We start from the raw sequence: 25,671 nt of genomic DNA, 5'->3' as shown, positions 1-25,671 counted from the left end.
AATAGTATTAGCGAGAAGTCGCTCACCTTACTAGGTGGTGCGATGGAACGCTTTTTTTATTGTAACTAGTTATTTAAAATTAAGAATAGACAGGTATATGAAATTAAGTGTCTATGTGCTATACTTGCTTATCAAAATAAAGTGTAATGAAGAGGAGGAAGCCAAATGTCAGATATGGAAAATGAAAAAGCAACCATTATCCCATTTATCCCAACTAGTGACTTTTATTTTCAAAGAGGAATTAACGCTTTTCAAAAAAATGATATGACAAAGGCTAAAGAGTACCTCTTACGTGCAAGTACGCTAAGTAAAACTGAGGAAGAAAGAATTTTCGCTCTTTGCCAGTTAGCTATTTGTCATCAACAAACAGGTGAATTTAGTGAATCAATGGAAATTTTAGAGGAGTTAATTCATAGTGACGGAGATATTTTTCCTGAAGCTTACTACTTCCAAGCCAATAATTATGCATTTTTAGATGAGTTAGAAAAATCATTGGAATTAGTTATCCAGTACTTAGAAATGGAACCAGATGGTGATTTTTCTGAGGAAGCAGAATCGTTGAAGCAAGTTATTGAAATTGAAATAAAAGACTATTAAAAATCAACTTCCATTTAGTAAGCAAATAGATGGAAGTTTTTTATTATACAGTGTAGAATAAAGGAATAAGTGATAAATTGACTGAATTTAAAGGAGATATACTATGGAAATAACAGAAAAAATATATGACGTAATTATTATAGGAGCTGGCCCCGGTGGTCTAACAGCAGCTCTATACGCTTCACGTTCAAACTTAAGCACATTAATGATAGAACGCGGAGTACCAGGTGGGCAAATGATGAATACCGCTGAAGTAGAAAACTACTCAGGGTTTAGTAGTATTAAAGGACCTGAACTTTCTGAAAACATGTACCAAGGAGCTAAACGTTTTGGAGCAGAGCATATCTATGGCGATATCAAAGAAATCATCGATGGTCGAGAATACAAAACAGTAATCTCAGGTAAAAAAGAATACAAAGCAAAAGCAATTGTGATTGCAACAGGTGCTGAACACCGTAAATTAGGAGCAGATGGAGAAGATCAATATAACGGCCGAGGCGTTTCTTATTGTGCAGTTTGTGATGGTGCCTTTTTCAAAAACAAGCACTTAATGGTAATTGGCGGTGGCGATGCAGCCGTAGAAGAAGGAACGTATTTAACTCAATTCGCTGAAAAAGTAACAATTGTTCACCGACGTGACGAACTAAGAGCACAAAAAATATTACAAGAACGAGCATTTAAAAATAAAAAAATAGATTTTATCTGGAACGCGACTGTTGAGACTATTTTCGGTGACGATATGAAAGTGACTGGAGTAAAATTAAAAGATACGCTAACAGGCGAGTTCAGCGATGCCCCTGCAGATGGTGTTTTTATTTACGTTGGTATTTTACCAAATTCAACTCAATTTAGAGAGTTAGGTATTACAGATGATGAAGGTTGGATTAAAACAAACGAGCGAATGGAGACAGCGATTCCTGGGGTTTTTGCAATTGGTGATGTCCGTTTAACACCATTGCGCCAAATTGCAACAGCTGTTGGAGATGGTAGCTTAGCTGGAGACAATGTTTTCCATTATATTGAAAGACTCAATGAAACGTTAGAAGCAGAAACCGTTAAATAAGGTGAATAAATGAATAAAAAAAGTAAGAAACTAGTGAATTATTCACTGGTCTCTTACTTTTTTTGTGATGTAATTTTAATGAAAGAAAATAAGATAAATGGTATACTTAAAAAAAGTAATTTAAACGTTTTCTATCAAATAGTAAAGGATGATTAAATATGACTTGGGAACAAACCTATGAAATTTGGAATAATTATGAATCGCTAGACGAAACATTAAAAGCTGAATTACTTACTTTAAAAGAAGATAAGCATAAGTTAGAAGACGCTTTTTATGCTCCTCTAGAATTTGGTACTGCTGGAATGCGTGGAAAAATAGGTGTAGGAATTAATCGTATGAATCCCTATACAATCCGTCAAGCAACAGAAGGCTTAGCATTGTTTATGGATAGCTTAGGAGAAGACATTAAAAAACGTGGTGTCGCGATTGCTTATGATTCAAGACACCAGTCTCCAGAATTTGCTATGGAAGCTGCAAAAACATTGGGCGCTCATAATATTCCTTCGTTTGTTTTTGAAAGTTTACGTCCTACGCCAGAATTATCATTTGCAGTTCGTCAGTTAAATGCGTATGCCGGAATCATGATTACAGCTAGCCACAATCCAGCATCTTACAATGGATACAAAGTATATGGCGAAGATGGTGGACAAATGCCTCCAAAAGAAGCTGATGCTTTAACATCATATGTAAGAAATGTTAAAAATAGTTTAACTGTTGACGTCATTTCAGAAGCTGATCTTAACTCTAAAGGACTTTTAACTATTTTAGGTGAAGAGATGGATCAACTGTATCTTGAGCAAGTCAAATCGGTTACGATTGATACTGAGTTGATTAAGCGAATGAGCGATAAGATGAAACTTGTCTTTACACCTTTACATGGTACAGGTCAGATGTTAGGGGAATGCGCATTAGCAAATGCAGGATTTAAAGGCATCACCGTTGTTCCAGAACAAGCTATTGCAGATCCTGATTTTTCTACGGTAAAATCGCCGAATCCTGAAGATCCAGCTGCGTTTGAATACGCTCTTCGTTTAGGAAAAGAAATAGATGCTGACCTTTTAGTTGCGACTGATCCAGATGCTGACCGTTTAGGAATAGCCGTTAAAACAACCGTTGGCAATTATGAAGTGCTAACAGGTAACCAAATTGCTAGTTTAATGCTTCATTATTTATTAACAACTCAAAGAGAAAAAGGGACATTAGCGGATAACGGAGTTGTATTGAAATCGATTGTATCCAGTGAGTTACCAACAGCGATTGCAGAACAATTTGGAATGAAAATGGTCAATGTTTTGACTGGGTTCAAATTCATTGCAGAAAAAATTAAACAATATGAAACGGACAAAAGTCAAAAGTTCTTATTTGGCTTTGAAGAAAGTTATGGTTACTTAGTGAAACCATTTGTCCGCGATAAAGATGCGATTCAAGCTCTTGTTTTGATTGCTGAAGTTGCCGCTTTTTATAAAGAACAAGATAAAACACTTTATGACGGTCTTCAAGATATCTACTATGAATTTGGTCACTATCAGGAGAAAACAATCTCTATGACAATGGATGGCATTGAAGGCGCTGAAAAAATAAAAGACTTAATTGCTAAGTTTAGAAAAGAGACACCAAGAGAATTTGCTGGAATTGGTGTAGAATATGTTGAAGATTTTGAAACAAGAGAACGTATCTATAGAGGTGGAAAAAAAGAAACAATCAATATGCCTTCATCTAATGTATTGAAATACAAAATGGTTGACGGTAGTTGGATAGCGATTCGACCATCAGGAACGGAACCAAAAATAAAATTTTATATTGGATCTTTTGCGACTTCTGCTAGCGAAGTAAAAAGAAAGCTAGCAGATTTTGAAGCAACAATTGCTATTGTAGTAAAAAACTAAGTTTAAGAAAGCCATAATGAGTTCAATCGCTCATTATGGCTTTTGACTATTAGTAAAGATTCAAAAAGAAACTTAGCTATACATGACACACCCGGAATGTTATAATAATAAGAGTGCTCGCAGAATGAGAACTCAAAGGAGAGTGCCAATAATGGTAGAAAATTTAGAATTAGTAATTATCACAGGGATGAGTGGCGCAGGTAAGACAGTAGCCATGCAAAGTTTTGAAGACATGGGTTATTTTTGCGTAGATAATATGCCTCCTAGCTTATTGCCTAAGTTTTGGGAATTAGTCAGAGAATCTGGAAAATTAACTAAAATTGCGTTAGTCATTGACTTACGTTCACGTGCATTTTTTGATGAAATTATTACTGCACTAGAAGGAATGGATAATACTACTTTTATTACAACTAAAATTTTATTTTTAGAAGCAGACGATGAAGAGCTTGTCTCTCGTTACAAAGAAACAAGAAGAACTCATCCTTTAGCAATGAATGATCGAGTGATAGAAGGAATTAAAAAAGAACGTGAATTGCTTAATGAAATCAAAGGACGTGCTCAAAAAGTTATTAACACGAGTTACTTGAGCCCACGTGAATTAAGGGAAGAAATCCAAACAACGTTTAATAAAAAAGCTGGAGCAGACTTATTCCGTATTGAATTGGTTTCATTTGGATTTAAATATGGTTTGCCTATCGATGCAGATGTAGTAATGGATGTTCGATTTTTACCAAATCCTCATTATGTTGATAATTTGAGACCTTTAACAGGTGTGGATAAGCCTGTGTATGAATACGTTATGAAACAGCCTGAAACTGAAATTTTTTACCGCAAATTTACTGAATTGCTAGATATTATTTTACCGGGCTATAAAAAAGAAGGAAAAAATAATGTCACTATTGCGATTGGGTGTACAGGTGGAAAGCACCGTTCGGTAGCTCTCACAGAACGAATTGGACAAAAAATTACAACGGATGGGTATCCGGTTCACATTACTCATCGCGATAAAGATAAGGTAAAAGAAACGGTCAATCGATCATGATGAATGAAAAAAAAGGAAGAAAACCTAAAATAGTAGTAATAGGTGGCGGGACCGGTTTACCTGTCATTTTACAAGGACTAAAAGCAAAACAAGCAGATGTCACAGCAATCGTAACTGTTGCAGACGATGGTGGCAGTAGTGGTTCATTGCGCCATTATGCAAATGTTGTTCCTCCAGGAGATATTAGAAATGTTTTATTATCACTTTCCAACATGCCTCAACAGCATAAGGATATCTTTCAGTACCGTTTTGATACAAAAGATAATTTTTTAGCGGGTCATTCTATTGGGAATTTAATTATTGCTGCTATGGCAGAAATGGAGGGCAATATTTTTGAAGCGATTCAAACTTTAGCAGAAATGATGGGTGTTGATGGGCATGTTTATCCGGCAGCAGAAGAGCCCTTACTTTTGCATGCTATTTTTGAAGATGGATCAAAAATTGTTGGAGAATCTAAAATTGCAAAAGTAAGTAAAAAAATTGAAAGAGTTTTTGTTACGGCCAATGAAGATAATCACCAAGTAAAAGCTTCTAGAGAGGTCTTAAAAGCTATCCAAGAAGCAGATATGGTCGTATTAGGTCCAGGTAGTTTATTTACAAGTATTTTACCTAATTTAATGATTGGTGATTTGGGGCAAGCTGTCGTAGATACGAAAGCTGAAGTTGTTTATATTTGTAATATCATGACTCAGTTAGGCGAAACAGAAAACTTTACAGACTCAGACCATGTGGATGTGCTGCACAAACATTTAGGGAAAAGGTTCATAGATACCGTATTGGTTAATACTGAACACGTCCCTAAAGACTATGTGAATTATGTAAAATACGAAGAGTACTTAGTACAAGTTTCACATAATTTTACTGGCTTATCTAAAGAAATCCCACGTGTTATTTCGGATAATTTTCTCTTATTCAGAGACGAAGGAGTTTTTCACGATGGGGAAAAAGTAGTAGAAGAATTATTTAAATTAGCTTATGAAACAAATCGTATTCGCTATGCCAAAGCTTAACGAATTTGCTAATGAAAGTTAAAGGAGGCGGATATAGTTGTCTTATGCTTCAGAAGTTAAAAAAGAGTTAACTCAATTAGAAGTTCATCGCGAGCATGCTAGAGCTGAACTAGCAGCGTTAATTCGAATGAATGGAACAGTTAGTTTAGTAAATAAAAAATTTGTATTAAATATCCAAACAGAGAATGCGGCAATCGCAAGAAGAATTTATATTTTGCTGAAAGATCATTTTTCTGTTGAAAGTGAATTGCTAGTTCGACGAAAAATGAAATTAAAGAAAAACAATGTTTACGTTGTAAGACTAAAAAGAGGAACACAAACAGTTTTATCTGATTTATCTATTATGGATGGGATGATTATACACAGCCATGTTCCGGAAGAGATTATGACGAACTCTCAAAAAATGCGTTCTTATTTGAGAGGATCTTTTTTAGCCGGTGGATCAGTTAATAATCCAGAGACTAGCCGGTACCATTTAGAAATTTATTCTAATTATACCGAGCACAATGATGATATCTGTCAAATGATGAATTATTTTGATATGAATGCTCGAACATTAGAAAGACGCAATGGATTCATTACTTATTTAAAAGAGGGTGAAAAGATAGCTGATTTTCTGGCGCTCATAGGCGCGACGAGTGGGATGCTGAAATTTGAAGACGTGCGAATTGTTCGAGATATGCGAAACTCTGTTAATCGTTTAGTAAATTGTGAGAACGCTAATTTAAATAAAGTAATTGATGCAGCTAGTAAGCAAATAGAAAGCATCAAGTACATTGATGATGTCATGGGATTAGACAAACTGCCTGCTAAATTACAAGAAATTGCTTTAGCAAGGCTTCAGTCTCCTGAAGTTTCTTTAAAGGAACTAGGAGAAATGATTCCCAGCGGTCAAATCAGCAAGTCAGGTATTAATCACCGTTTACGCAGATTAAATGAGATAGCAGAAAAATTAAGAAACCAACCTACTGCAAGTCATTAATGCTTACTTTAAACTTTAAAGAGCAAAAAATACCCACGAACTGTGTAGGATACTCAGATTGTAGGTATTTATGTTGTTTTAAAAAAGCTTGTTACTCTTCAAAGCGTTTTCGTTTAAGAGAGGTTGGAATTAAAAGAGCTTCACGATATTTAGCAACTGTTCTGCGAGATATTTCGACTCCGTCTTTTGCTAGTAGTTCAGTTAACTTTTGATCGGATAAAGGTTTTCGCTTGTTTTCAGAATCGATAAAATATATTAATTTCTTTTTAACTTCATTCGTAGAAACTAATTCAGACTGTTCTGAGGTTGATTCCTCTGTTGCTAGGACATTTAATGCATTCGTAAAAAAATGTTTCAATTCAAAAATACCAAAAGTTGTTTCTAAATATTTATCATTAATTGAACGACTAACTGTTGATTCATGTATCTCGAGTTCAGTTGCGATATCTTTCAATGTCAAGGGTTGGACAGGATGATCTGGTAAAATAAAGAATCCTTTTTGTTTTTTTACAATAGCTGTTCCAACACGTAAAATCGTATCGCCTCTTTGTGTAAGACTGCGTTGGAGCCAGTCATATTCAGCTTGTTTTTCTTTAATAAAGTGAGTAACATCTTTATCTTTTACTTGTATCATATCTTCGTAGTAAGAAGATTGAAATGCAATAACAGGCAGTCCGGATTTAACAGAAATCACTTTTAGTTCTTTAGAATCTACTTCAACAAAAAGATCTGGTTTAAGAAATTGTTCTTTTTCTCCATTAAACAATGCACCTGGATAAGGAGTTAGTGTTTGAATGAAATCAAAGATGCGTTGTATTTCATTTAATGAGACATCTAATTTTCTGGTAATTTCCTTCCACTTGCGATTTGTGAAAAGATCAAATTCTTCTTCTAAAATAATATAAGCCATATTTGGCGCATCTTCATGGCGTTCTGTTTGAAGCATTAGGCACTCTTGTAAATTTCTAGCTCCAACACCACCTGGTTCTAACTGTTGGAGTAAAACAAGTGCATCAAGAATTTGAAGAGGTTGAGCTTTTGTTAACCGTTCAGCTTCTTCTAAGGTAATGGTTAAATAGCCATTAGTATCTAAATATTCACTTAGCCAGATAACTAATTCCCTTAACCGGGTATCACGCATGGTTAAATGGATTTGTTCATAAATGTATTCAAATAAAGACAAGTAGGTATCGGGAATTTGATTCATATAATTCGTTTCATCATCGTCCGGATTATAGGCAATAGTAGTTGGGAAATTTTCAATTAGTCGCTCTTGAGGAACACTTACTTCAATTAAAGGGTTTCCTAAAGCTTTTTGGTTTAAGAAATTCAATAAATCTTCTTGATTGTATTGTAACATTTGGATAGATTGTTGGAGTTGTTGTGTCATGGCCATTTTTTGAACTTGATTTTGTTGTTGAGAAAAAGATTGTTCAAAATTCATGTAGCGGCCTCCTTTGATAAGATTGTAGGTATACTAGTATTGTAACACAAAGAATGAGTGTATTTTTTATCTAATGTCAGAGTTGGAAAAAGAATAGGTTAGCTAAAGCCCTTGTTTTTTAACGAGATATCAGCTAAAATGAATTGGTTAGGCTTGGTTAATTTGTCTCCTTGGTGTAATGGATAGCACGTAAGATTCCGGTTCTTGAGATGGGGGTTCGATTCCCTCAGGAGGCATTTATTAAGACGTATAAATACTGATTTAACAGTTTTTTTTAATTATACTATCTAATTCCCATAAAAACATCTATTGTCGAAGTTTTTCATCTTCTATGGCAGTAGGTGCTTTTTTATTTTTATTAATCTAACTAATCAATGGATAGTTAGAAAAACATAGTGGAATTTGAAAATAGGCACCTTTTACGTATGGAATTTTACTATAATCTAGAAAATAGTTGTAAGGAATCGCGAGTAGTTAAAGGAGTGCTAAAATATGGAACAAACAAATCATTCGCTAAAGAAAATTGGACTTTTTCTACTATATACTTTTTCTATAACTTGGTTGTCTTGGCTAATTATTATTATAGCAATAGATATTTTAATGCTCTTTGGTACGGTGAACCTTTGTTTTATATCCCCATGTTAATTGGTGGGTTAGGACCTGCCTTTAGCTCTTATATCATTTATCAAACGTTCAATAAAGAGTCTAACAAAAAATCTTTTTTAAAATTCATTTTTGACAGGAAAATAGATAGAAAATCGTGGTTAATATTTGGATTTTATATCATTTGACGTTTCTTTATGGTTTGGATTGCGTTTGGGATAAAGGAGTCAATATTCATTTTTTATATGCTCCTTAACTTTCCAATTTTTATTATTGGAGGTGGACTTGAGGAATTAGGTTGGCGTGGGTATTTACAACCTAAATTAGAAAAAATAGTTAGTTATTTTCCATCTGTTATAATTGTTGGGATTATTTGGAGTATATGGCATCTACCATTATGGGCAATAAAGGGGACTCCACAAAGTGCCATACCATTTGGATTATATTTATTTTTAGGAGTGATTTTATCTTTCACATTTACGACAATTTATAAATACACAAAAAACTTATTTCTCTGTATTTTAAGTCATGCATGGTTCAATGGATGTATTGGGTTAGCTGTTTACATAAGCAGCGAAGGCTATTTACAACTAAATTTAAATTGGAAAGTATTTTTAGTTTTTATCATCGAACTAATCGTATCTGTCATTTTAGGATTACTCTATAATCGTACAATGTTTATAGAAAAAAATAAAAGAGACTTGCTATAAATAAGCAAGTCCAATGAAATAATCTATTTTATTTAATTTAAAAATAGTGTGTTTCTTACTTTCCAGTCCTCTAGTTTGATAGAAACCCAAAAACTATAGATACCTAAAGTAACGATAGACAATAACACCCACTTAATCCAATGCCCAAATAATCCAACTGCTGAACCGACAAACTTCATTCTTTTTCCTTCTATAACAGTATGATTGATTTTCCAACCATAAACCATACATAATGCCCAAGGATAGCAAATCCCTAATGTAAGTACAGTGACAGTTAATCCTAGAAGATTCCATCCGATAAAACTAAGTAATCCTCCGTCAAAATAAGAGTTAGTATTTTTTCTCGTCTCCATGTTTAATCTCCTTTCACTAATTAGTTCACGTGAGTGTGCTTTAATTGTACCCATAATAATTAATAACGCTACTTTTTTATGAACTAATTCTATTATTTGACCTTAGTTGACCAAAAGAGTAAAATACAAAATAGCAAGACTGAAACAAGTTTATGTTACAATACAAAAGAATACCATTTTAAGGAGGAAACAAGTTATGAATTTAATCCCTACAGTAATAGAACAATCATCAAGAGGTGAGCGTGCATACGACATCTATTCTCGTCTATTAAAAGATCGTATCATTATGTTAAGTGGAGAAATCAATGATGATGTAGCAAACTCAGTAATCGCTCAACTATTATTCTTAGATGCACAAGACCCTGAAAAAGATATTTATATTTATATTAACTCTCCAGGAGGAAGCGTAACAGCTGGATTTGCTATTTACGATACAATGAACTTTATTAAAGCAGATGTTCAAACAATCGCAATGGGAATGGCTGCTTCAATGGGAAGCTTCTTATTAACAGCTGGAACTAAAGGGAAACGTTATGCATTACCAAATGCTGAAGTAATGATTCACCAACCACTTGGTGGAGCACAAGGACAAGCGACAGAAATTGAAATTGCTGCACGTCATATTTTGAAAACACGAGCACGTTTAAACCAAATTTTATCTGAGCGTACTGGACAACCGATTGAAGTTATTGAACGCGATACAGATCGCGATAACTACATGTCGGCTGAAGATTCTAAGGCATACGGATTGATTGACGAAATTATGGAAAACAGTGCAGATTTAAAAGGATAAGAATAATAGAGAAGATGGGGAGACAACAAGCCTCATCTTCTTTCGTTTTGCGAAAAGAAATAAAATCAATTTTAAGAAGATAATTCAAAATGGTAACACTTGTGTCAAATTTTCTTTATACTGTGAAGTACTAAAGAGTAAAGGGGATTTTATAATGGATACTAGCAAAATAAAAGCAAAAGAAGTAGAGACTGTTTATGGATTGAAAATTGGAGACGCTAACGCACCAGTTAAAGTTATTGAATTTATTAACGTAAGTTGTCCTTTTTGTAAGAAATGGCATGATGATTCGAAGGAGCTCTTGGCTAAATATGTAGAAGAAGGAAAAGTGCAACGAATCATTAAGCATTATAATAAGGAGACACCTCATTTGAGAAAAGGAAACGTCGTTCATCGTTATCTAGATTACTCTACTCCTGAAGTCGCTTTAAAAGAAATAGATTACTTTTATGAGAAACAAGGCGAATGGGGCAACTTAAACAGTATGGATGAAATTGCAGCTTACGTTGAAGAAAAACGCGGTTTAACGATACAGCCAAATGAAAAAGAAATAGCTAGTATTATTGAAGAAGCCGTTCGAGCTAACGTAGAGTTAGTTCCATCAGTTTTTATCGGGGATGAAGTTTTTGATGAACATATTACAGTAGATGAACTGCAGATCTTAATTGAGAATGAATTAAATTCAGCTAATAAATAATCGGATAGGTTAATCAATAAATACAAGCTAAATAACCTCATTAGTTATGAAAAAGAAGACAAGAATTTTAAATAACTAAGCATATAAATAGTTATATTTATAGAAAAAGCGTATAATAAGCGTGTACAAAGAAGAAATATAGTAAACTAGAATAGCAAAATGAAATTTCTAGTTTAACTAAAAAAAGGGGTGGTTTTAATGGCTAAAGTAATAGATTTCAAATCGTTAAAAAGATTTAACATTATTATGGGGTTATTGCATTTAGTCCAAGGGAGCTTAATGCTTGGATTTGCTATTTTTATTGATCGAATTGCTGATTTTAAGATTCCTATTCGCTCTTATTTCCTTACATTTGATACAACTCAGATGAGATTGTTAACTGAAGAAAAAGAACTTTTTAGTGCTCCATTCGGGATAATGGTCTCTTTATTTTTATTTATCTCTGCACTAGCACATTTTATTATTGTGACGCCTTGGGGAAATAAAATATACAATAAAGATTTAGAAAGAAATATGAATCGCTTTAGATGGTATGAATATGCGATTAGTTCGTCATTAATGATTATTTTAATAGCGATGTTGTTTGGTGTATATGACATTGGATCACTTATTTTAATGTTTGTTCTTAATGCCACGATGAATCTATTCGGTTTAGTCATGGAGGAAATGACTTACTACAGAAAGTCAACAGATTGGAAGTCGTTTATTTTTGGAACAATTGCCGGTTTCGTTCCATGGATAGTTATTTTATTGTACGCATTCGGAAATGCTGATCCATCAGAAGTTCCTTGGTTCGTTTATGCTTTAGCAGGAACCTATTTTGTTTTCTTTAATCTGTTTCCAGTAAATATGATTTTACAGTATAAAAAAGTCGGTCCCTGGAAAAATTATCTTTATGGAGAACGTGCCTACATCATTTTAAGTTTAGTTGCTAAATCTGTATTAGCATGGTTAGCGTTTGCAGGAGTTATGCAGCCTGGTTAAGAGTCTAAAATAATAAAAATAAAACCACTCAATAGACGATGTCTGCTGAGCGGTTTTATTTTTATTCAAACAATATTGTTACTATTCATTCTTTAGAGTGAGGTAAAAAAATGCGAATAATATTCCTTGGTTTGCCCCTTAAAGCTTGAAACTAAAAAGACTAGATGATATAATGGTAGAAGTAAGGAATAAAAGCAGTGCACATTTTTAGACTGCAGTGGAAAACAAGAGTAGAGCATACAGTTAACTGAATGTCTTGTTTCACTTAAATCTCTTGTTTTTTTAGTCAACAAGGGTCGCCCGGCGACTCACGTGGTCGTTAATTGACCCACTGAGAAAGAGGGAACTCATGCAGGATATATTGTCTATCGTAGAAAAAGTTACACCGGACATTATGGATACGCTGAGGAGACGGTATCAAATTTTGCGCAATGTTTATTTACTAGGTCCTATTGGGCGTAGAGTGCTGGCCGACAAAATGGATATTACTGAGCGTGTACTAAGAACTGAAGTAGACGCATTGAAAAGACAGGGCTTAATTAAAACATCTAAAGTAGGCATGCAGCTAACCGTAAGTGGAGAAAGTGTATACCATGATTTAGATCAGATAATGGGCCAATTATTGGGGATGCGAGAGAAAGAAAATCAATTAGCCACCTATTTTAAGATAGAACATTGTGTAATTGTTTCTGGAAATGTTGAGGAGCAGCCCAAGGTTCAAGATGAGTTAGGACGCGCAACAATGGATTCGTTGAAGGTATTATTACCTGAAGGAATGAACATCATTGCTGTTATGGGCGGAACAACAATGGCAGAAGTTGCGAATCATATGGATGGAAGTCTTTCCTACCACCGTAAATTATTGTTTGTACCAGCTAGAGGTGGACTAGGTGAGTCAGTAGAAATCCAAGCTAACGCTGTTAGTGCACAGATGGCTAAGAGAACTGGTGGGAAAAACCGTGTTTTATATGTACCAGAACAAGTGAGCGAAGAAACGTACAAGCCGCTCTTAAAAGAACCAGAGATCAAAAAAACGCTAGATCTGGTGGAACAAGCTAACTGTGTTCTCTATAGTATTGGAGATGCAACACATATGGCAAAGCGCAGAGGTATGAGCAAAGAAGTTCTAGCTCTGATTAAAAACAAAGCAGCAGTTGGTGAAGCTTTCGGAGAATTCTATAACCAGAATGGGGAAGTTGTTTATAAAATCCCACGTATTGGTATGCAATCAAAAGATCTTACACGAATACCAAGTGTGATCGCAGTTGCAGGAGGAAATTCTAAAGCCAAGGCGATTGAAGCACATATGAAAAATGTACCTTCCCAAACGTGGTTAATCACAGACGAAGGTGCCGCCAATCAGATTTTAAGAGGGATAACCCTTTAAAATAAATTTTTTACGATTCCTAAAGGAGGAAATTTAGTTATGACAGTTAAAGTAGGTATTAATGGTTTTGGACGTATTGGTCGTCTTGCATTCCGTCGCATTCAAGAAGTAGAAGGTATGGAAGTAGTAGCAATCAACGATTTAACAGATGCAAACATGTTGGCTCACTTGTTGAAATATGATACAACACAAGGACGTTTCAATGGTGAAGTTGAAGTTAAAGATGGCGCATTCAATGTTAACGGCAAAGACGTAAAAGTTTTAAGCAACCGTAACCCTGAAGAACTTCCATGGGGAGAATTAGGCGTAGAAATCGTTTTAGAATGTACTGGCTTCTTCAATTCTCAAGAAAAAGCTGAATTACACTTAAAAGCAGGAGCTAAAAAAGTTGTAATCTCTGCACCTGCATCAGGCGACATGAAAACAATCGTTTACAATGTAAACCACGAAATTCTTGACGGTTCTGAAACAGTTATTTCTGGAGCTTCATGTACAACGAACTGTTTAGCACCTATGGCTCAAGTACTAAATGACAAATATGGAATTGTTCAAGGTTTAATGACTACAATTCACGCTTATACAGGTGACCAAAATACATTAGATGCTCCACACGCTGGTGGCGACTTCCGTCGTGCTCGTGCAGCAGCAGCTAACATCGTTCCTAATACAACTGGAGCTGCTAAAGCAATTGGTTTAGTTATTCCTGAATTAAAAGGTAAATTAGATGGAGCAGCGCAACGTGTGCCTGTACCGGCTGGTTCATTAACAGAATTAATCACTGTTTTAGAAAAAACTGTAACAGTTGAAGAAGTTGACGCAGCTATGAAAGCAGCATCAAACGAGTCTTATGGTTACACTGAAGACCCAATCGTTTCTTCAGACGTTTTAGGCATGACATTTGGTTCATTATATGATGCAACTCAAACAAAAGTTATGACCGTTGGAGACAAGCAATTAGTTAAAACTGTTTCTTGGTATGACAATGAAATGTCATATACTGCACAATTAATTCGTACGTTAGAGTATTTCGCTAAATTGAGCAAATAATTAATAAAGACGTTTTGATAAGCGGGGGAGCTGCGCGCTTCCCTGTTTTTATTTTTGAATAAATTAGTAGAATTGAGGAGGATCTCAATGGTAAAAAAAGTTGTAACAGATTTAGAATTAAAAGATAAAAAAGTACTGGTCCGTGCTGATTTCAACGTGCCAATGAAAGACGGTAAAATCACGAATGATAACCGTATCCAAGCTGCTTTACCAACGATTCAATACATTATTGAACAAGGTGGAAAAGTTATTCTTTTCTCTCATTTAGGTAAAGTGAAAACAGAAGAAGACAAAGCAGATAAAACATTGCGTCCTATTGCAGAGCGTTTGAGCGAATTATTAGGTAAAGAAGTAACCTTCGTACCTGAAACTCGTGGCAAAGAATTAGAAGATGCTGTTGCTTCATTAGCAAATGGCGAAGTCTTATTATTCGAAAACACTCGTTTTGAAGACATTGATGGCAAGAAAGAAAGCAAAAACGACGCTGAACTTGGTAAGTACTGGGCTAGCCTAGGTGACGTATTCGTCAACGATGCATTCGGTACAGCCCACAGAACACATGCTTCAAACGTTGGAGTTGCTTCTAATCTTGAAACAGCTGCTGGGTTCTTAATGGATAAAGAAATCAAGTTTATCGGTGGTGCAGTTGATGAACCACAACGTCCTTTTATTGCTATTTTAGGCGGCGCAAAAGTTAGTGATAAAATTGGAGTTATTGAAAACTTATTAGATAAAGCGGATAAAGTTCTTATTGGTGGAGGAATGACTTATACATTCTACGCTGCTAAAGGAATTGAAATCGGTAAGTCATTAGTTGAGGAAGATAAAATTGAATTAGCTAAGACTCTTATTGAAAAAGGCGGCGACAAATTAATTTTGCCGGTTGACTCAATCACAGCTCCTGAGTTTAGTAATGATGTTGCTAATGAAGTTCATGAAGCAATTCCAAATGATCAAATGGGACTAGACATTGGGCCAAAAACAATTGAATTATTCACTAAAGAATTACAAGGTGCTAAAACAGTTGTATGGAACGGACCAATGGGCGTATTTGAAATGACAAACTTTGCTAACGGTACAATTGGTGTGTGTGAAGCTATTGCAAACTTAACAGATGCAACAACAATTATTGGTGGCGGAGATTCTGCAGCAGCAGCTATGGAACTTGGTTTTGCTGATCAATTCACTCATATTTCTACTGGTGGCGGAGCATCTCTTGAATATCTTGAGGGCAAAGAATTACCAGGAGTATCATCAATCTCTAACAAATAAGATAGTTTTTAGCTAGATGAAAGGAAGTTATTTTTTATGCGTAAACCAATTATAGCTGGCAACTGGAAATTAAATAAAACAGCTTCAGAAGCTTTAGCATTTGTTGAAGCAGTTAAGTCAAACATTTCTTCAGCAGAAAAAGTGGACTCTGTTATTGGAGCTCCTACTTTATTTTTACATGAATTAGTAAATGCTGCTAAAGGCACAGAATTAAGAATTGCAGCTCAAAATGCTTATTTCGAAAATTCAGGTGCTTTTACTGGAGAGACAAGTCCAGCAGCATTAAATGATATCGGAGTAGACTATGTGATCATCGGACACTCAGAACGTCGTGAGTATTTCCATGAAACAAACGAAGACGTTAACAAAAAAGCTCATGCTATTTTCAACAATGGTATGACACCAATTATTTGTTGTGGTGAAACGTTAGAACAACGTAAAGCTGGACAAACAAATGAATGGGTAAGCCAACAAATCGTAGCAGCAATTGCTGGTTTAACAAAGGAGCAAGTTGCTAAATCTGTTCTTGCTTACGAGCCTATCTGGGCAATTGGAACAGGTAAATCATCTACATCTAAAGATGCAAATGATACATGTTCTGTTATTCGCGAAACGATCGCTAAAGAAGTTTCTAAAGAAGCAGCTGAAGCAGTCCGTATCCAATACGGTGGCAGTGTGAAACCTGAAAATATCGCTGAATACATGGCTCAATCAGATATTGATGGAGCACTAGTCGGTGGAGCTAGCTTAGAACCAGATTCTTTCTTAGCATTATTGGGGGCAATTAAATAATGAAAAAATCACCAGTAGCCATCATTATTCTTGATGGACTTGGATGGCGTAACGAAGTCATGGGTAATGCGGTAGCGCAAGCTAAAAAACCTAATTTTGATCGCTACATGGATATTTATCCTCACAATCAATTAAAAGCTTCTGGTCTAGACGTAGGTCTTCCAGCAGGCCAAATGGGGAATTCAGAAGTTGGACATACCAATATTGGTGCTGGACGCATTGTTTACCAAAGCTTAACTCGTATTGATAAGGCAATCGAAGATGGTGATTTCCAAGTAAATCCAGTTTTAAGTGGAGCGATGAATCATACGATTGAAAACCAATCTGATTTACATTTATTTGGATTATTGTCTGACGGTGGTGTGCATAGTCACATCAACCACTTGATTTCTTTAATCAAAACAGCAAAAGAAAAAGGCGTACGCAATATTTACGTTCATGCTTTTCTTGATGGACGCGATGTAGCGCCTAATTCAGGAATTGGCTACGTAGAGCAATTAGAAAAAGCCATGCAAGAAATTGGAGCAGGTGAAATTGCAACAGTTTCCGGACGCTTTTATGCAATGGATAGAGATAAGCGCTGGGAACGTGTCGAAAAAGCTTACAATGCTATCGCTCATGGCGAAGGTGTTAAAGCAACTAGTGCGATGGAAGCTGTTCAAACAAGCTATGCATCAGAGAAATTTGATGAGTTTGTTCTTCCAACAGTGATTGAAAAAGACGGCAAGCCCGTAGCAAATGTAAAAAGTAACGACGCTATCATCTTTTTCAACTTCCGACCAGATCGTGCTATCCAATTATCTAATGCTTTCACAAATGACGAGTGGGAACACTTTGAACGTGGCGTTAGAGCTCAAAATGTTAAATTTGTTACAATGACTTTATACAACCCAAGCATCAAAGCTGAAGTTGCATTTGCACCAATTCCAATGAACAATGTAATTGGAGAAGTTCTTTCTGACAAAGGTTTGAAACAATTGCGTATTGCAGAGACAGAAAAATACCCACATGTTACATTCTTTATGAATGGTGGTCGTAATGAAGAGTTCCCGGGAGAAAACCGCATTTTAATTCCTTCCCCTAAAGTAGAAACGTATGACTTGAAACCTGAAATGAGTGCTTACGAAGTGACAGATGCATTAGTGGCTGATATTGAAGCAGACCAATCTGATGCAATCATCTTGAACTTTGCTAATCCAGACATGGTAGGTCACTCAGGCATGCTAGAACCAACAATTAAAGCAATTGAAGCAGTGGATGAAAATCTAGGACGTATTGTTGATGCCATCGTTGCTAAAGGCGGCTATGCTATTATCTTTGCAGATCATGGTAATGCAGATACAATGCTTACTCCAGAAGGAAATCCACACACTGCTCATACAACGGTACCTGTACCCGTAATTGTAACGAAAAAAGGTGTTACATTACGTGAGGGCGGAAGATTAGCAGATATTGCTCCAACAATGCTAGATTTATTAAACATTGAAAAACCAGTAGAAATGACTGGAGAAAGTTTAATAATTAACCCATAATTTGTTAGTTTTGATGTAAAATAGAAACTGATGAAACCTATTCTATTGTTTTATCTGTTGATTTGCGCAAATCAACGTAAAAAAATGATTCACGGTAGATTTTATATGAGTAAAATTAACAAGAGCCTGCAGATCCTGTTGAGGATAAAGTATGAAGTTGAATCAGATAATTTATAGAAAATAATGAATAGGCAGAATCGATTGAAAATCATTGCATCTTAGGTAAAATATAATTAGAATGAAGCCATGGACAATAACGTCCTAGGTCAAAAATATTGAAACTCAAAGGAGAGTAATATAAATGCCATTTATTACAGATATTTTAGCTCGCGAAGTACTAGATTCACGAGGAAACCCAACAATCGAAGTAGAAGTTTACACAGAAAGCGGAGCATTTGGCCGTGGAATGGTTCCTTCAGGCGCATCAACTGGTGAGCACGAAGCAATCGAATTACGTGATGGAGACAAAAATCGTTACCTTGGCAAAGGTGTTACTAAAGCCGTTGATAATGTAAATAACATTATTTCAGAAGCTATCTTAGGATTTGACGTACGCGATCAAATGGCAATCGATAAAACAATGATTGAATTAGATGGCACACCAAACAAAGAAAAATTGGGAGCAAATGCTATTTTAGGTGTTTCTATTGCCGTTGCACGCGCTGCTGCTGATTTCTTAGACCTTCCTTTATACCAATATTTAGGTGGATTTAATGCTAAAACATTGCCAACACCAATGATGAACATTATTAATGGTGGATCACATGCTAACAACAGTATTGACTTCCAAGAGTTCATGATTATGCCTGTGGGAGCGCCAACATTTAAAGAAGCTCTACGTATGGGAGCAGAAGTTTTCCATGCATTAGCTGGTATCTTAAAAGAAAAAGGTTTAGCAACTTCTGTTGGTGACGAGGGTGGATTTGCTCCTAACTTGAAATCAAACGAAGAAGGCTTTGAAGTTATTATCGAAGCAATCAAAAAAGCTGGCTACAAACCTGGTGAAGATATTGTTCTTGCTATGGATGCTGCTTCTTCAGAATTCTACAACAAAGACAAAGGTGTTTATGACTTAGCAGATTCAGGCGAAGGTGAAAAAACAGCTGACGAAATGATCAAAATTTATGAAGACTTAGTTGCTAAATACCCAATCATCTCTATTGAAGATGGCTTAGATGAAAATGACTGGGAAGGAACTAAGAAATTAACGGATGTTTTAGGCGATAAAGTTCAAATCGTTGGAGATGATATCTTTGTTACAAACCCTGAAAAATTAGCTAAAGCAATTGAGATGGGCGTTTCAAACTCAATCCTTATCAAAGTTAACCAAATCGGTACATTAACTGAAACATTTGATGCTATTGAAATGGCTAAAAAAGCTGGTTATACAGCAGTAGTTTCTCACCGTTCTGGTGAAACAGAAGATTCAACAATTGCTGATATCGCTGTTGCAACAAATGCTGGTCAAATTAAAACTGGATCACTTTCACGTACAGACCGTATTGCAAAATACAACCAATTGTTACGTATTGAAGATCAATTAGGCGACCTAGCTGTTTATGGTGGACTAAAAGCTTTCTACAACTTAAAAAAATAAGCGATTTAAGTAAATAGAAGTTAACCCATTTAACGTCTATTTACAAACTAAAAAGCAAAAAAATGAAACCTTTGTTGGTCGGACCCATTCCGAACAACGAAGGTTTTTTTATTATGTATTTAGCCCACTGATTGTATGATATACTAACTTTATCAGGAGTAAATTTGAAAGGTAGTGAGAACGTGGATTCAAATTATATCTTTTTAAAAGAGGCATTTCCTGACTTATTTAAAAGTATTAGAGAAATGGAGATACACCCAAATAACTATTCCTTACAAACTAGAGAGGCAATAAGCCTATTAGAAAAAATGCTTAAGCAATTTGTTTTTAAGATAGAAGCATTCGAAAAGGAAAATTACAATAAATTGTATTGCGCTATCAATGAAATTCCTAAGAGAATGGAGCTAGATTCGTCTATTGTAGATACGATGCATCGTTTAAGAAGAAAAGGGAACAAAGCTAAACATGAAGACCACATAATTACTAAGTTAGAATTAGAAGATACATTATCTGATTTTTTTGAATTTACAAAGTGGTGGTATGATCAAAAGACTGGTATCAAAATACAAGCTCCTTATGTTAAAGAAGATGGACTAACGGATTACCTTAAACTAAAAGCTGTTTCAATCGAAGATTGTGAATTTAATTATACTGAAATAGCAGAATGTGATTCATTTTTTAGAACATAATAGACTAAAGGGAGGTGCTTTTAATCATGTTAGGAAAAGAAGAGCGAGTGATTTATGAGAAATTACACTATAAAACTGTTGAACAGTATGAAATAGTAGTAGAAGAGGTTAATTTAATTGCTCAAGAAATTTATGAAAATAAACAAAAATTGTATCATACTATTTTAAGGTGTGTTAATTATTATAATTTATTTAGAAACACTCCTGATGAAATTAGTATCACTATTGAATCTACAGAATCAAGTTTAAAAGATTTTACATTTGAGCTACAAACGTTAGAAAAAGAGATAAAGAAAATAGATGAAAAGGTAATCAAATCTGCAGCTGCAGTTACGGGTACGGGAGCAGTTGTTGGAGTATTAGGAGCTAATATTTTAATGGCTTCAGCCACTACTTTTGGTGTTGCTTCTACAGGAACAGCTATCAGCGCATTATCTGGAGCAGCAGCAACTAACGCAGCTTTAGCTTGGCTTGGTGGCGGAGCACTAGTAGCTGGCGGTGGTGGAATAGGATTGGGTTCTTTAGTTGTTGGGCTAACAGGACCAATAGGTTGGGCTGTCGGTGGGGCTGGGGCGTATATGATTGGAAAAGGCACTAAAAAAAAGAATGAAAAAATGACCTTAGAAATTAAAAAAAAGATAGACAACATACTTAAAGAAATTAAGAATCTAAAACGAGTAACTCCGGAAATAATACTGTTCAGAGATAAACTTAGTGAAGCAAGTTCTGATATTAATGAACAGTATGCTTTTTTATCAAAGAAAATCATAACCATTGATTATGAATTACTAGATGAGATTCAAAGAAAAGCATTGAGTAATTTTGCAAATGCTACTAAACTACAAGCTAAATTATTAAATAAAAGAGTAAAGTTTAGTAAGTGATAGGAACGAACTTAAAGAATCTTTATTGGCGGACTCATTCCGAACAACGAAGGTTTTTTTATTCATACACTATTAAAATAGTGTATGAATTTATAATGTGGTATACTCGTATGGATAATAGAAAAAGGCGGTGAATAGATGAAGCGCAAAGATTTGATTTATCACTATGTTAAAAAAAATACAGAACGGTTAACTAAAGAAGAAATCGAATTTGGCAATGGTTTAACGACTCTCGAAATTGCGGAAGAGTTAGATATTATTCGTAACAATGTTAGTAAGGAACTAAATGAATTAGTTCGGGAAGAAAAATAATAAAAATTAGTGGTCGACCTGTCAGATATGTAGATAAGACTTGTTTAGTTTGGAAACCATTAACTACAAAAGTAAAATCTTATAAAGAACGTACGTTGGTTGACGAAAAAAAAGATAAATCTATAAAAAAAATAAAAAATAAATCAGATAAGACTTTATTCGATTATATGATTGGCTCAAATGGTAGTTTAAAAAACCAGATGGAACAAGCAAAAGCAGCAATATTTTATCCGCCTAAAGGGCTAAATAGCCTGATAATCGGTCCCACTGGTTCAGGGAAAACATTTTTTGCGAATGCAATGTATGAATATTCTCAGTCAAAAAGCGTTATTGACCAAACTAAATCTATGATTATTTTTAACTGTGCTGATTATTCTCAGAACCCACAATTATTAATGTCGCATTTATTCGGGCATGCTAAGGGATCTTATACAGGAGCAACCGAAGACAAAGATGGTTTGCTTGTTAAAGCAGATAAAAATATGTTGTTCTTAGATGAAATTCATCGCCTACCACCAGAAGGTCAAGAAATGCTCTTTTATTTTATGGATAACGGAACGTTCCAACGAATGGGCGATACCGAAGAGCGCCTAACAGCTAATGTTCGTATTATTTGTGCCACAACAGAAGATCCTGACTCTGCGTTATTAAAAACCTTTGTCCGTCGTATACCGATAACTATTCAACTTCCTTCGTTTAATGATCGTCCAGCCAAGGAACGTGTCCAATTAGTAAAATTACTTTTATCTATTGAAGCTAAAAGAATCAACAAGCGTATTGTAGTAGATGAGAATGTTGTAAAAGCTTTATTAGGTAGTGTGACTTATGGAAACGTCGGTCAGTTAAAATCAAATGTTCAATTAGCTTGTGCCAAAGGCTTCTTAAATAGTATGGATAATCATAATGAAGTTTTAATTGTGATGGATGACTTGACCCCTATTATTCAAGATGGTTTGATTAATCTAGCCAAACATCGTGAAGAGTTAAATGAAATTTCTAATTACTTAGAGCCTAGATTGATTTTACAACCGGATAATTCTGTTTATATTTTAGAAAAAGATGCTTATGAACTACCTTTTAATTTATATGAAATTATAGGAGACAAAGCAGCTTTATTGAAAGCGGAAGGTGTAAATGCAGAAAATATCGAAAATTTTATTACAACAGATATTAACTTGCATTTAAAGTCATTTTACAAAACCAATAAATTAAATTTTGATAATGAAAAAAGTTTAAAGGATATCGTTGATCAAGAAATTATTACTTTAACGAAAGAAATTCGTGCTATGGCAGAAGAGTATTTAAATTATCATTTTAAAGATAATTTCTTATATGCGATGAGCTTGCATTTGAGTTCCTTTATTAAGCGTTCTAAAGAAGGCGTTGTACAAACTAAAACAAATAAAGAACTAGAAAACTTGATTTCTAGTTATAAAAAAGAGTACTCAGTTGCGTTGATGATCAAAGATCATATCAAAACGAAATATCAGATTATCGTTCCTGAAGTAGAATGTTGGTACTTGACGATGTTATTGGTTTCTTTAAGAGAGCAAAATTTAATTGGCCAAGTAGGAATTATTGTAGCTGCTCATGGGAGAAGTACAGCAACAAGTATGGTTCAAGTCGTGACAAAGTTATTAAATGTCCAAAATATTGTTGCAGTAGATATGCCATTAGAGATGTCTCCTCATCGTGTTTACAGCATGGTACAAGAGGCTGTCCAACGTGTCAATGAAGGCAATGGTGTCTTATTGTTAGTAGATATGGGTTCGTTAACGACTTTTGGCAATAAGTTAATGCGAGAAATGGATGTTCCTATCAAAACGATAGATATGGTTACAACACCAGTTGTATTAGAAGCGGCTAGAAAAATATCATTAATGGATAGTTCATTAGATGAGATTTATGATACACTCAAAAATTTTAGAGGATACAGCAATTTTTTAGAGTATCCTCATTCTTCTAAAGAGGATGATGTAACAATAAAAACCTATCAGCCTAAAGCCATTATTACGATTTGTTCGACTGGAGAAGGTACTGCGGTTATCATTAAACAACGTGTTGAAGAATTACTAGCGACATTTATAGATGAAGACATTGAAGTGATTTCTATCTCTTTATTAGATATGGATTCAACGGTCAAGAAGATAGCAGAAAAGTACCACATCTTAGCTACTGCTGGAGTAAGTAAGCCTACGATTCAAGTTCCTCACCTTTCCTTGGAAGAACTGTTTCAATCTTTTGGAAAAGAACGGATTAAGCAAGTGGTCTTAGATAGTCAAGACGAGGAATTAAGTTTAGTTGAGTCGATAGATACGAAAGAATTGTGTGAAGACTATCTAGGAACGTACTTTACGTTTTTAAATCCTAAGAAACTAATTTCTATTCTGTGGGAATACAGCGAAATAATAGAAGTAAATAGGAAACAATCATTTTGCAATAGTCTAAAGATAGGGCTAATTATGCATATAGCTGGTGTGCTTGAACGGGTACTACTAAATGATACACTTTCCTTACAAGAAGAATATCAAGAAGATAATCTTTACCTTGATGCTGTACTAGAAGCAAACGCAATGGTGAAAACAAAATTAAATCTTGTTATTCCTGACTCAGAAATTTTTTATATTTTAAAAATCTTTGATAAACAATTAGAAGAGTAAAGGTAAAATAGACGTTCTAAATGATTCGAGTCATTTAGAACTGTCTATTTTTCACCCAGTGACTAAACTTCTTAATAACGCTAAAAAGAGTGTCGTCCATGGTGAGTAATTCAATGGACTAAAGATAAGGATGGTTGATTATGGTAATGGATATTCGTTTAGTACGAATTGATGATCGTTTGATTCATGGTCAAGTGGCAACAGTTTGGACAAAAACGCTGAAAATTAATCGTATATTAGTGATAAGTGATGAAGTTGCAAAAGATACATTAAGAAAAACGCTATTAAAACATGCAGCACCTCCCGGTGGGACGGCTAATGTCATAACAATAGATAAGATGATTGCTATTTATCAAGATCCACAATTTGATGTTTTTAAAGCAATGTTATTATTCACAAATCCACATGATGTAAAAAGAGTTGTAGAAGGTGGGGTTAAAATTCCTTCTGTTAATATTGGAGGAATGAGTTTTTCTGCTGGAAAAAAAATGATTACAAATGCTGTTGCTGTAAACGCAAAAGATATTGAAGATTTTAATTATTTAAATAAACAAGGAATTGAATTAGAAATTAGAAAAGTTGTATCTGATAGCAAAACTCATATGATGGATCTTTTAAAAAAGAAAATATGCTGTGAATTCAAAAACAATTAATTAATTAGAATCCTGTACTAGAATAAACAGTAGAAAAAGATACAAGTCAAATAAAGTTGAGTAGGAGATAGATTCGTTGGGCCAGATTTAAGAAAGCCGTTCATTCTATTTTAAATAGGATGAACGGCTAAACTCTTCTGGTAATTTAGTGTTCATTATGTTAAAGTAAGTTGCAAGAGAAACGTTAGACAGGAGGGCATTAAACGTGTACGATACATTTTTAATTGCTGAACTTATAGTATCAGTTCTACTTATCATTGTGATTGTGATGCAACCGACTAAAACAAATAATGCAGCTAGCGCGTTTACTGGTGGAGCAGAACAATTATTCGGCAAACAAAAAGCACGCGGTTTTGAAGCTGTTTTACAACGAGTAACCGTTGTTTTAGGAATTGCCTTTTTTGTAATAGCACTACTATTGGCTTATTTATCAGTTGGTTAAATAAATACGTCAAGTTACCCAGTAAATCGTGGGTAATTTTTTATTTAAAAAAATAAAATTAAAAAAGGTCTTGGTAGTAGATTGAAAATAATCTGTTACTAAGCCTTTTTATTTTTTTGAAAAATAAATAAAAATACATAAGAAATTCAATGGATAAGCAATTAGTATATTGATAAAAAAGTATCCGCTTACAAGTCGAATCCCATTTGAATTAGGGATGTGGTAGCTATAATTAGTAAG

Annotated in this window: 22 protein-coding genes, 1 tRNA gene and 1 pseudogene; 22 read left to right on the top strand and 2 right to left on the bottom strand. The window is 34.7% G+C overall.

Annotated features, from left to right (window positions below; genetic code table 11):
- The first annotated feature begins 165 nt into the window (after positions 1-165).
- The 6 genes from B9Y54_RS01360 (at position 166) to whiA (ending at position 6,580) form a co-directional block, all read left to right on the top strand.
- A complete protein-coding gene (locus B9Y54_RS01360) occupies positions 166-597 on the top strand; it encodes a tetratricopeptide repeat protein (RefSeq protein ID WP_085558640.1) in 432 nt (143 codons plus the stop codon).
- A gap of 103 nt (positions 598-700) precedes the next feature.
- Positions 701-1,660 (top strand): thioredoxin-disulfide reductase, encoded by a 960-nt coding sequence (gene trxB / locus B9Y54_RS01355; RefSeq protein WP_085558639.1) that lies wholly within the window; start codon positions 701-703, stop codon positions 1,658-1,660.
- Positions 1,661-1,818: 158 nt separating this feature from the next.
- Positions 1,819-3,546 carry a phospho-sugar mutase gene (locus tag B9Y54_RS01350; RefSeq protein ID WP_085558638.1) on the top strand — a complete coding sequence of 576 codons (1,728 nt, stop codon included), beginning with the start codon at positions 1,819-1,821 and terminating at the stop codon, positions 3,544-3,546.
- 151 nt (positions 3,547-3,697) lie between these two features.
- On the top strand, positions 3,698-4,588 hold the full coding sequence (gene rapZ / locus B9Y54_RS01345; RefSeq protein WP_085558637.1) for an RNase adapter RapZ: 891 nt from the start codon (positions 3,698-3,700) through the stop codon (positions 4,586-4,588).
- Positions 4,582-5,598, top strand: a complete 1,017-nt coding sequence (locus B9Y54_RS01340) for a gluconeogenesis factor YvcK family protein (RefSeq protein WP_420836103.1) — start codon at positions 4,582-4,584, stop codon at positions 5,596-5,598. Before rapZ ends, B9Y54_RS01340 begins: the two co-directional genes overlap by 7 nt.
- Before the next feature lie 37 nt (positions 5,599-5,635).
- On the top strand, positions 5,636-6,580 hold the full coding sequence (gene whiA / locus B9Y54_RS01335) for a DNA-binding protein WhiA (RefSeq protein WP_085558635.1): 945 nt from the start codon (positions 5,636-5,638) through the stop codon (positions 6,578-6,580).
- A gap of 91 nt (positions 6,581-6,671) precedes the next feature.
- Here whiA and rpoN read toward each other — a convergent pair whose 3' ends face one another.
- Positions 6,672-8,024, bottom strand: coding sequence for an RNA polymerase factor sigma-54 (rpoN, locus tag B9Y54_RS01330; protein WP_085558634.1), 1,353 nt, complete (start codon positions 8,022-8,024; stop codon positions 6,672-6,674).
- Positions 8,025-8,188: 164 nt separating this feature from the next.
- On the opposite strand from rpoN, the gene B9Y54_RS01325 reads away from it, so the two are divergent.
- Both B9Y54_RS01325 and B9Y54_RS12425 read left to right on the top strand, forming a co-directional pair.
- Positions 8,189-8,260: transfer RNA gene (locus B9Y54_RS01325), tRNA-Arg, on the top strand.
- A gap of 564 nt (positions 8,261-8,824) precedes the next feature.
- The gene (locus tag B9Y54_RS12425; RefSeq protein ID WP_200805342.1) at positions 8,825-9,337 is read left to right on the top strand and encodes a CPBP family intramembrane glutamic endopeptidase; all 513 of its coding nucleotides are present in this window, start codon (positions 8,825-8,827) and stop codon (positions 9,335-9,337) included.
- A gap of 32 nt (positions 9,338-9,369) precedes the next feature.
- On the opposite strand, the gene B9Y54_RS01315 is transcribed toward B9Y54_RS12425, so the two are convergent.
- Positions 9,370-9,690, bottom strand: coding sequence for a DUF898 family protein (locus B9Y54_RS01315; protein WP_085558633.1), 321 nt, complete (start codon positions 9,688-9,690; stop codon positions 9,370-9,372).
- A 196-nt stretch (positions 9,691-9,886) separates the two neighbouring features.
- Here B9Y54_RS01315 and clpP point away from each other — a divergent pair, with 196 nt between their 5' ends.
- From clpP to secG, 14 genes and pseudogenes are all read left to right on the top strand, one after another.
- Positions 9,887-10,483, top strand: a complete 597-nt coding sequence (gene clpP, locus B9Y54_RS01310; RefSeq protein ID WP_085558632.1) for an ATP-dependent Clp endopeptidase proteolytic subunit ClpP — start codon at positions 9,887-9,889, stop codon at positions 10,481-10,483.
- Between the two features lie 154 nt (positions 10,484-10,637).
- Positions 10,638-11,180 carry a thioredoxin domain-containing protein gene (locus B9Y54_RS01305; RefSeq protein ID WP_085558631.1) on the top strand — a complete coding sequence of 181 codons (543 nt, stop codon included), beginning with the start codon at positions 10,638-10,640 and terminating at the stop codon, positions 11,178-11,180.
- A gap of 198 nt (positions 11,181-11,378) precedes the next feature.
- Positions 11,379-12,164, top strand: coding sequence for a heliorhodopsin HeR (heR, locus tag B9Y54_RS01300; RefSeq protein WP_085558630.1), 786 nt, complete (start codon positions 11,379-11,381; stop codon positions 12,162-12,164).
- A gap of 349 nt (positions 12,165-12,513) precedes the next feature.
- The gene (locus tag B9Y54_RS01295) at positions 12,514-13,551 is read left to right on the top strand and encodes a sugar-binding transcriptional regulator (protein WP_085558629.1); all 1,038 of its coding nucleotides are present in this window, start codon (positions 12,514-12,516) and stop codon (positions 13,549-13,551) included.
- 39 nt (positions 13,552-13,590) lie between these two features.
- Positions 13,591-14,598, top strand: a complete 1,008-nt coding sequence (gene gap, locus B9Y54_RS01290) for a type I glyceraldehyde-3-phosphate dehydrogenase (protein WP_085558628.1) — start codon at positions 13,591-13,593, stop codon at positions 14,596-14,598.
- 87 nt (positions 14,599-14,685) lie between these two features.
- On the top strand, positions 14,686-15,870 hold the full coding sequence (locus B9Y54_RS01285) for a phosphoglycerate kinase (protein WP_085558627.1): 1,185 nt from the start codon (positions 14,686-14,688) through the stop codon (positions 15,868-15,870).
- 36 nt (positions 15,871-15,906) lie between these two features.
- Positions 15,907-16,662, top strand: a complete 756-nt coding sequence (gene tpiA, locus B9Y54_RS01280) for a triose-phosphate isomerase (RefSeq protein ID WP_085558626.1) — start codon at positions 15,907-15,909, stop codon at positions 16,660-16,662.
- A complete protein-coding gene (gene gpmI, locus B9Y54_RS01275; protein ID WP_085558625.1) occupies positions 16,662-18,194 on the top strand; it encodes a 2,3-bisphosphoglycerate-independent phosphoglycerate mutase in 1,533 nt (510 codons plus the stop codon). The genes tpiA and gpmI overlap by 1 nt, the downstream gene beginning before the upstream one ends.
- A gap of 301 nt (positions 18,195-18,495) precedes the next feature.
- Positions 18,496-19,791 carry a phosphopyruvate hydratase gene (gene eno, locus B9Y54_RS01270; protein ID WP_085558624.1) on the top strand — a complete coding sequence of 432 codons (1,296 nt, stop codon included), beginning with the start codon at positions 18,496-18,498 and terminating at the stop codon, positions 19,789-19,791.
- 182 nt (positions 19,792-19,973) lie between these two features.
- Entirely contained in the window at positions 19,974-20,480 is a 507-nt protein-coding gene (locus tag B9Y54_RS01265) for a DUF4145 domain-containing protein (RefSeq protein ID WP_159446033.1), read from the top strand.
- Positions 20,481-20,506: 26 nt separating this feature from the next.
- The gene (locus B9Y54_RS12420; RefSeq protein ID WP_085558622.1) at positions 20,507-21,364 is read left to right on the top strand and encodes a hypothetical protein; all 858 of its coding nucleotides are present in this window, start codon (positions 20,507-20,509) and stop codon (positions 21,362-21,364) included.
- Positions 21,365-21,502: 138 nt separating this feature from the next.
- A pseudogene (locus B9Y54_RS01255) lies at positions 21,503-24,336 on the top strand (sigma-54-dependent transcriptional regulator).
- A gap of 140 nt (positions 24,337-24,476) precedes the next feature.
- Positions 24,477-24,989, top strand: coding sequence for a mannose/fructose/sorbose PTS transporter subunit IIB (locus tag B9Y54_RS01250; RefSeq protein ID WP_085558621.1), 513 nt, complete (start codon positions 24,477-24,479; stop codon positions 24,987-24,989).
- A gap of 205 nt (positions 24,990-25,194) precedes the next feature.
- Positions 25,195-25,431 carry a preprotein translocase subunit SecG gene (secG, locus tag B9Y54_RS01245; RefSeq protein ID WP_085558620.1) on the top strand — a complete coding sequence of 79 codons (237 nt, stop codon included), beginning with the start codon at positions 25,195-25,197 and terminating at the stop codon, positions 25,429-25,431.
- Positions 25,432-25,671 lie beyond the last annotated feature (240 nt).

The organism is Carnobacterium iners (assembly GCF_900177385.1).
Classification (GTDB): domain Bacteria; phylum Bacillota; class Bacilli; order Lactobacillales; family Carnobacteriaceae; genus Carnobacterium_A; species Carnobacterium_A iners.
This window is presented reverse-complemented; position numbering and strand designations above follow the sequence as displayed.

Bases quoted from the DNA above. Each gene is read 5' to 3' on its own strand.
- B9Y54_RS01360 (WP_085558640.1), top strand. From the start codon at position 166: ATGTCAGATATGGAAAATGAAAAAGCAACCATTATCCCATTTATCCCA.
- trxB (WP_085558639.1), top strand. From the start codon at position 701: ATGGAAATAACAGAAAAAATATATGACGTAATTATTATAGGAGCTGGC.
- B9Y54_RS01350 (WP_085558638.1), top strand. From the start codon at position 1,819: ATGACTTGGGAACAAACCTATGAAATTTGGAATAATTATGAATCGCTA.
- rapZ (WP_085558637.1), top strand. From the start codon at position 3,698: ATGGTAGAAAATTTAGAATTAGTAATTATCACAGGGATGAGTGGCGCA.
- rpoN (WP_085558634.1), bottom strand. From the start codon at position 8,024: ATGAATTTTGAACAATCTTTTTCTCAACAACAAAATCAAGTTCAAAAA.
- B9Y54_RS12425 (WP_200805342.1), top strand. From the start codon at position 8,825: ATGGTTTGGATTGCGTTTGGGATAAAGGAGTCAATATTCATTTTTTAT.
- B9Y54_RS01315 (WP_085558633.1), bottom strand. From the start codon at position 9,690: ATGGAGACGAGAAAAAATACTAACTCTTATTTTGACGGAGGATTACTT.
- clpP (WP_085558632.1), top strand. From the start codon at position 9,887: ATGAATTTAATCCCTACAGTAATAGAACAATCATCAAGAGGTGAGCGT.
- B9Y54_RS01305 (WP_085558631.1), top strand. From the start codon at position 10,638: ATGGATACTAGCAAAATAAAAGCAAAAGAAGTAGAGACTGTTTATGGA.
- heR (WP_085558630.1), top strand. From the start codon at position 11,379: ATGGCTAAAGTAATAGATTTCAAATCGTTAAAAAGATTTAACATTATT.
- B9Y54_RS01295 (WP_085558629.1), top strand. From the start codon at position 12,514: ATGCAGGATATATTGTCTATCGTAGAAAAAGTTACACCGGACATTATG.
- gap (WP_085558628.1), top strand. From the start codon at position 13,591: ATGACAGTTAAAGTAGGTATTAATGGTTTTGGACGTATTGGTCGTCTT.
- B9Y54_RS01285 (WP_085558627.1), top strand. From the start codon at position 14,686: ATGGTAAAAAAAGTTGTAACAGATTTAGAATTAAAAGATAAAAAAGTA.
- tpiA (WP_085558626.1), top strand. From the start codon at position 15,907: ATGCGTAAACCAATTATAGCTGGCAACTGGAAATTAAATAAAACAGCT.
- gpmI (WP_085558625.1), top strand. From the start codon at position 16,662: ATGAAAAAATCACCAGTAGCCATCATTATTCTTGATGGACTTGGATGG.
- eno (WP_085558624.1), top strand. From the start codon at position 18,496: ATGCCATTTATTACAGATATTTTAGCTCGCGAAGTACTAGATTCACGA.
- B9Y54_RS12420 (WP_085558622.1), top strand. From the start codon at position 20,507: ATGTTAGGAAAAGAAGAGCGAGTGATTTATGAGAAATTACACTATAAA.
- B9Y54_RS01250 (WP_085558621.1), top strand. From the start codon at position 24,477: ATGGTAATGGATATTCGTTTAGTACGAATTGATGATCGTTTGATTCAT.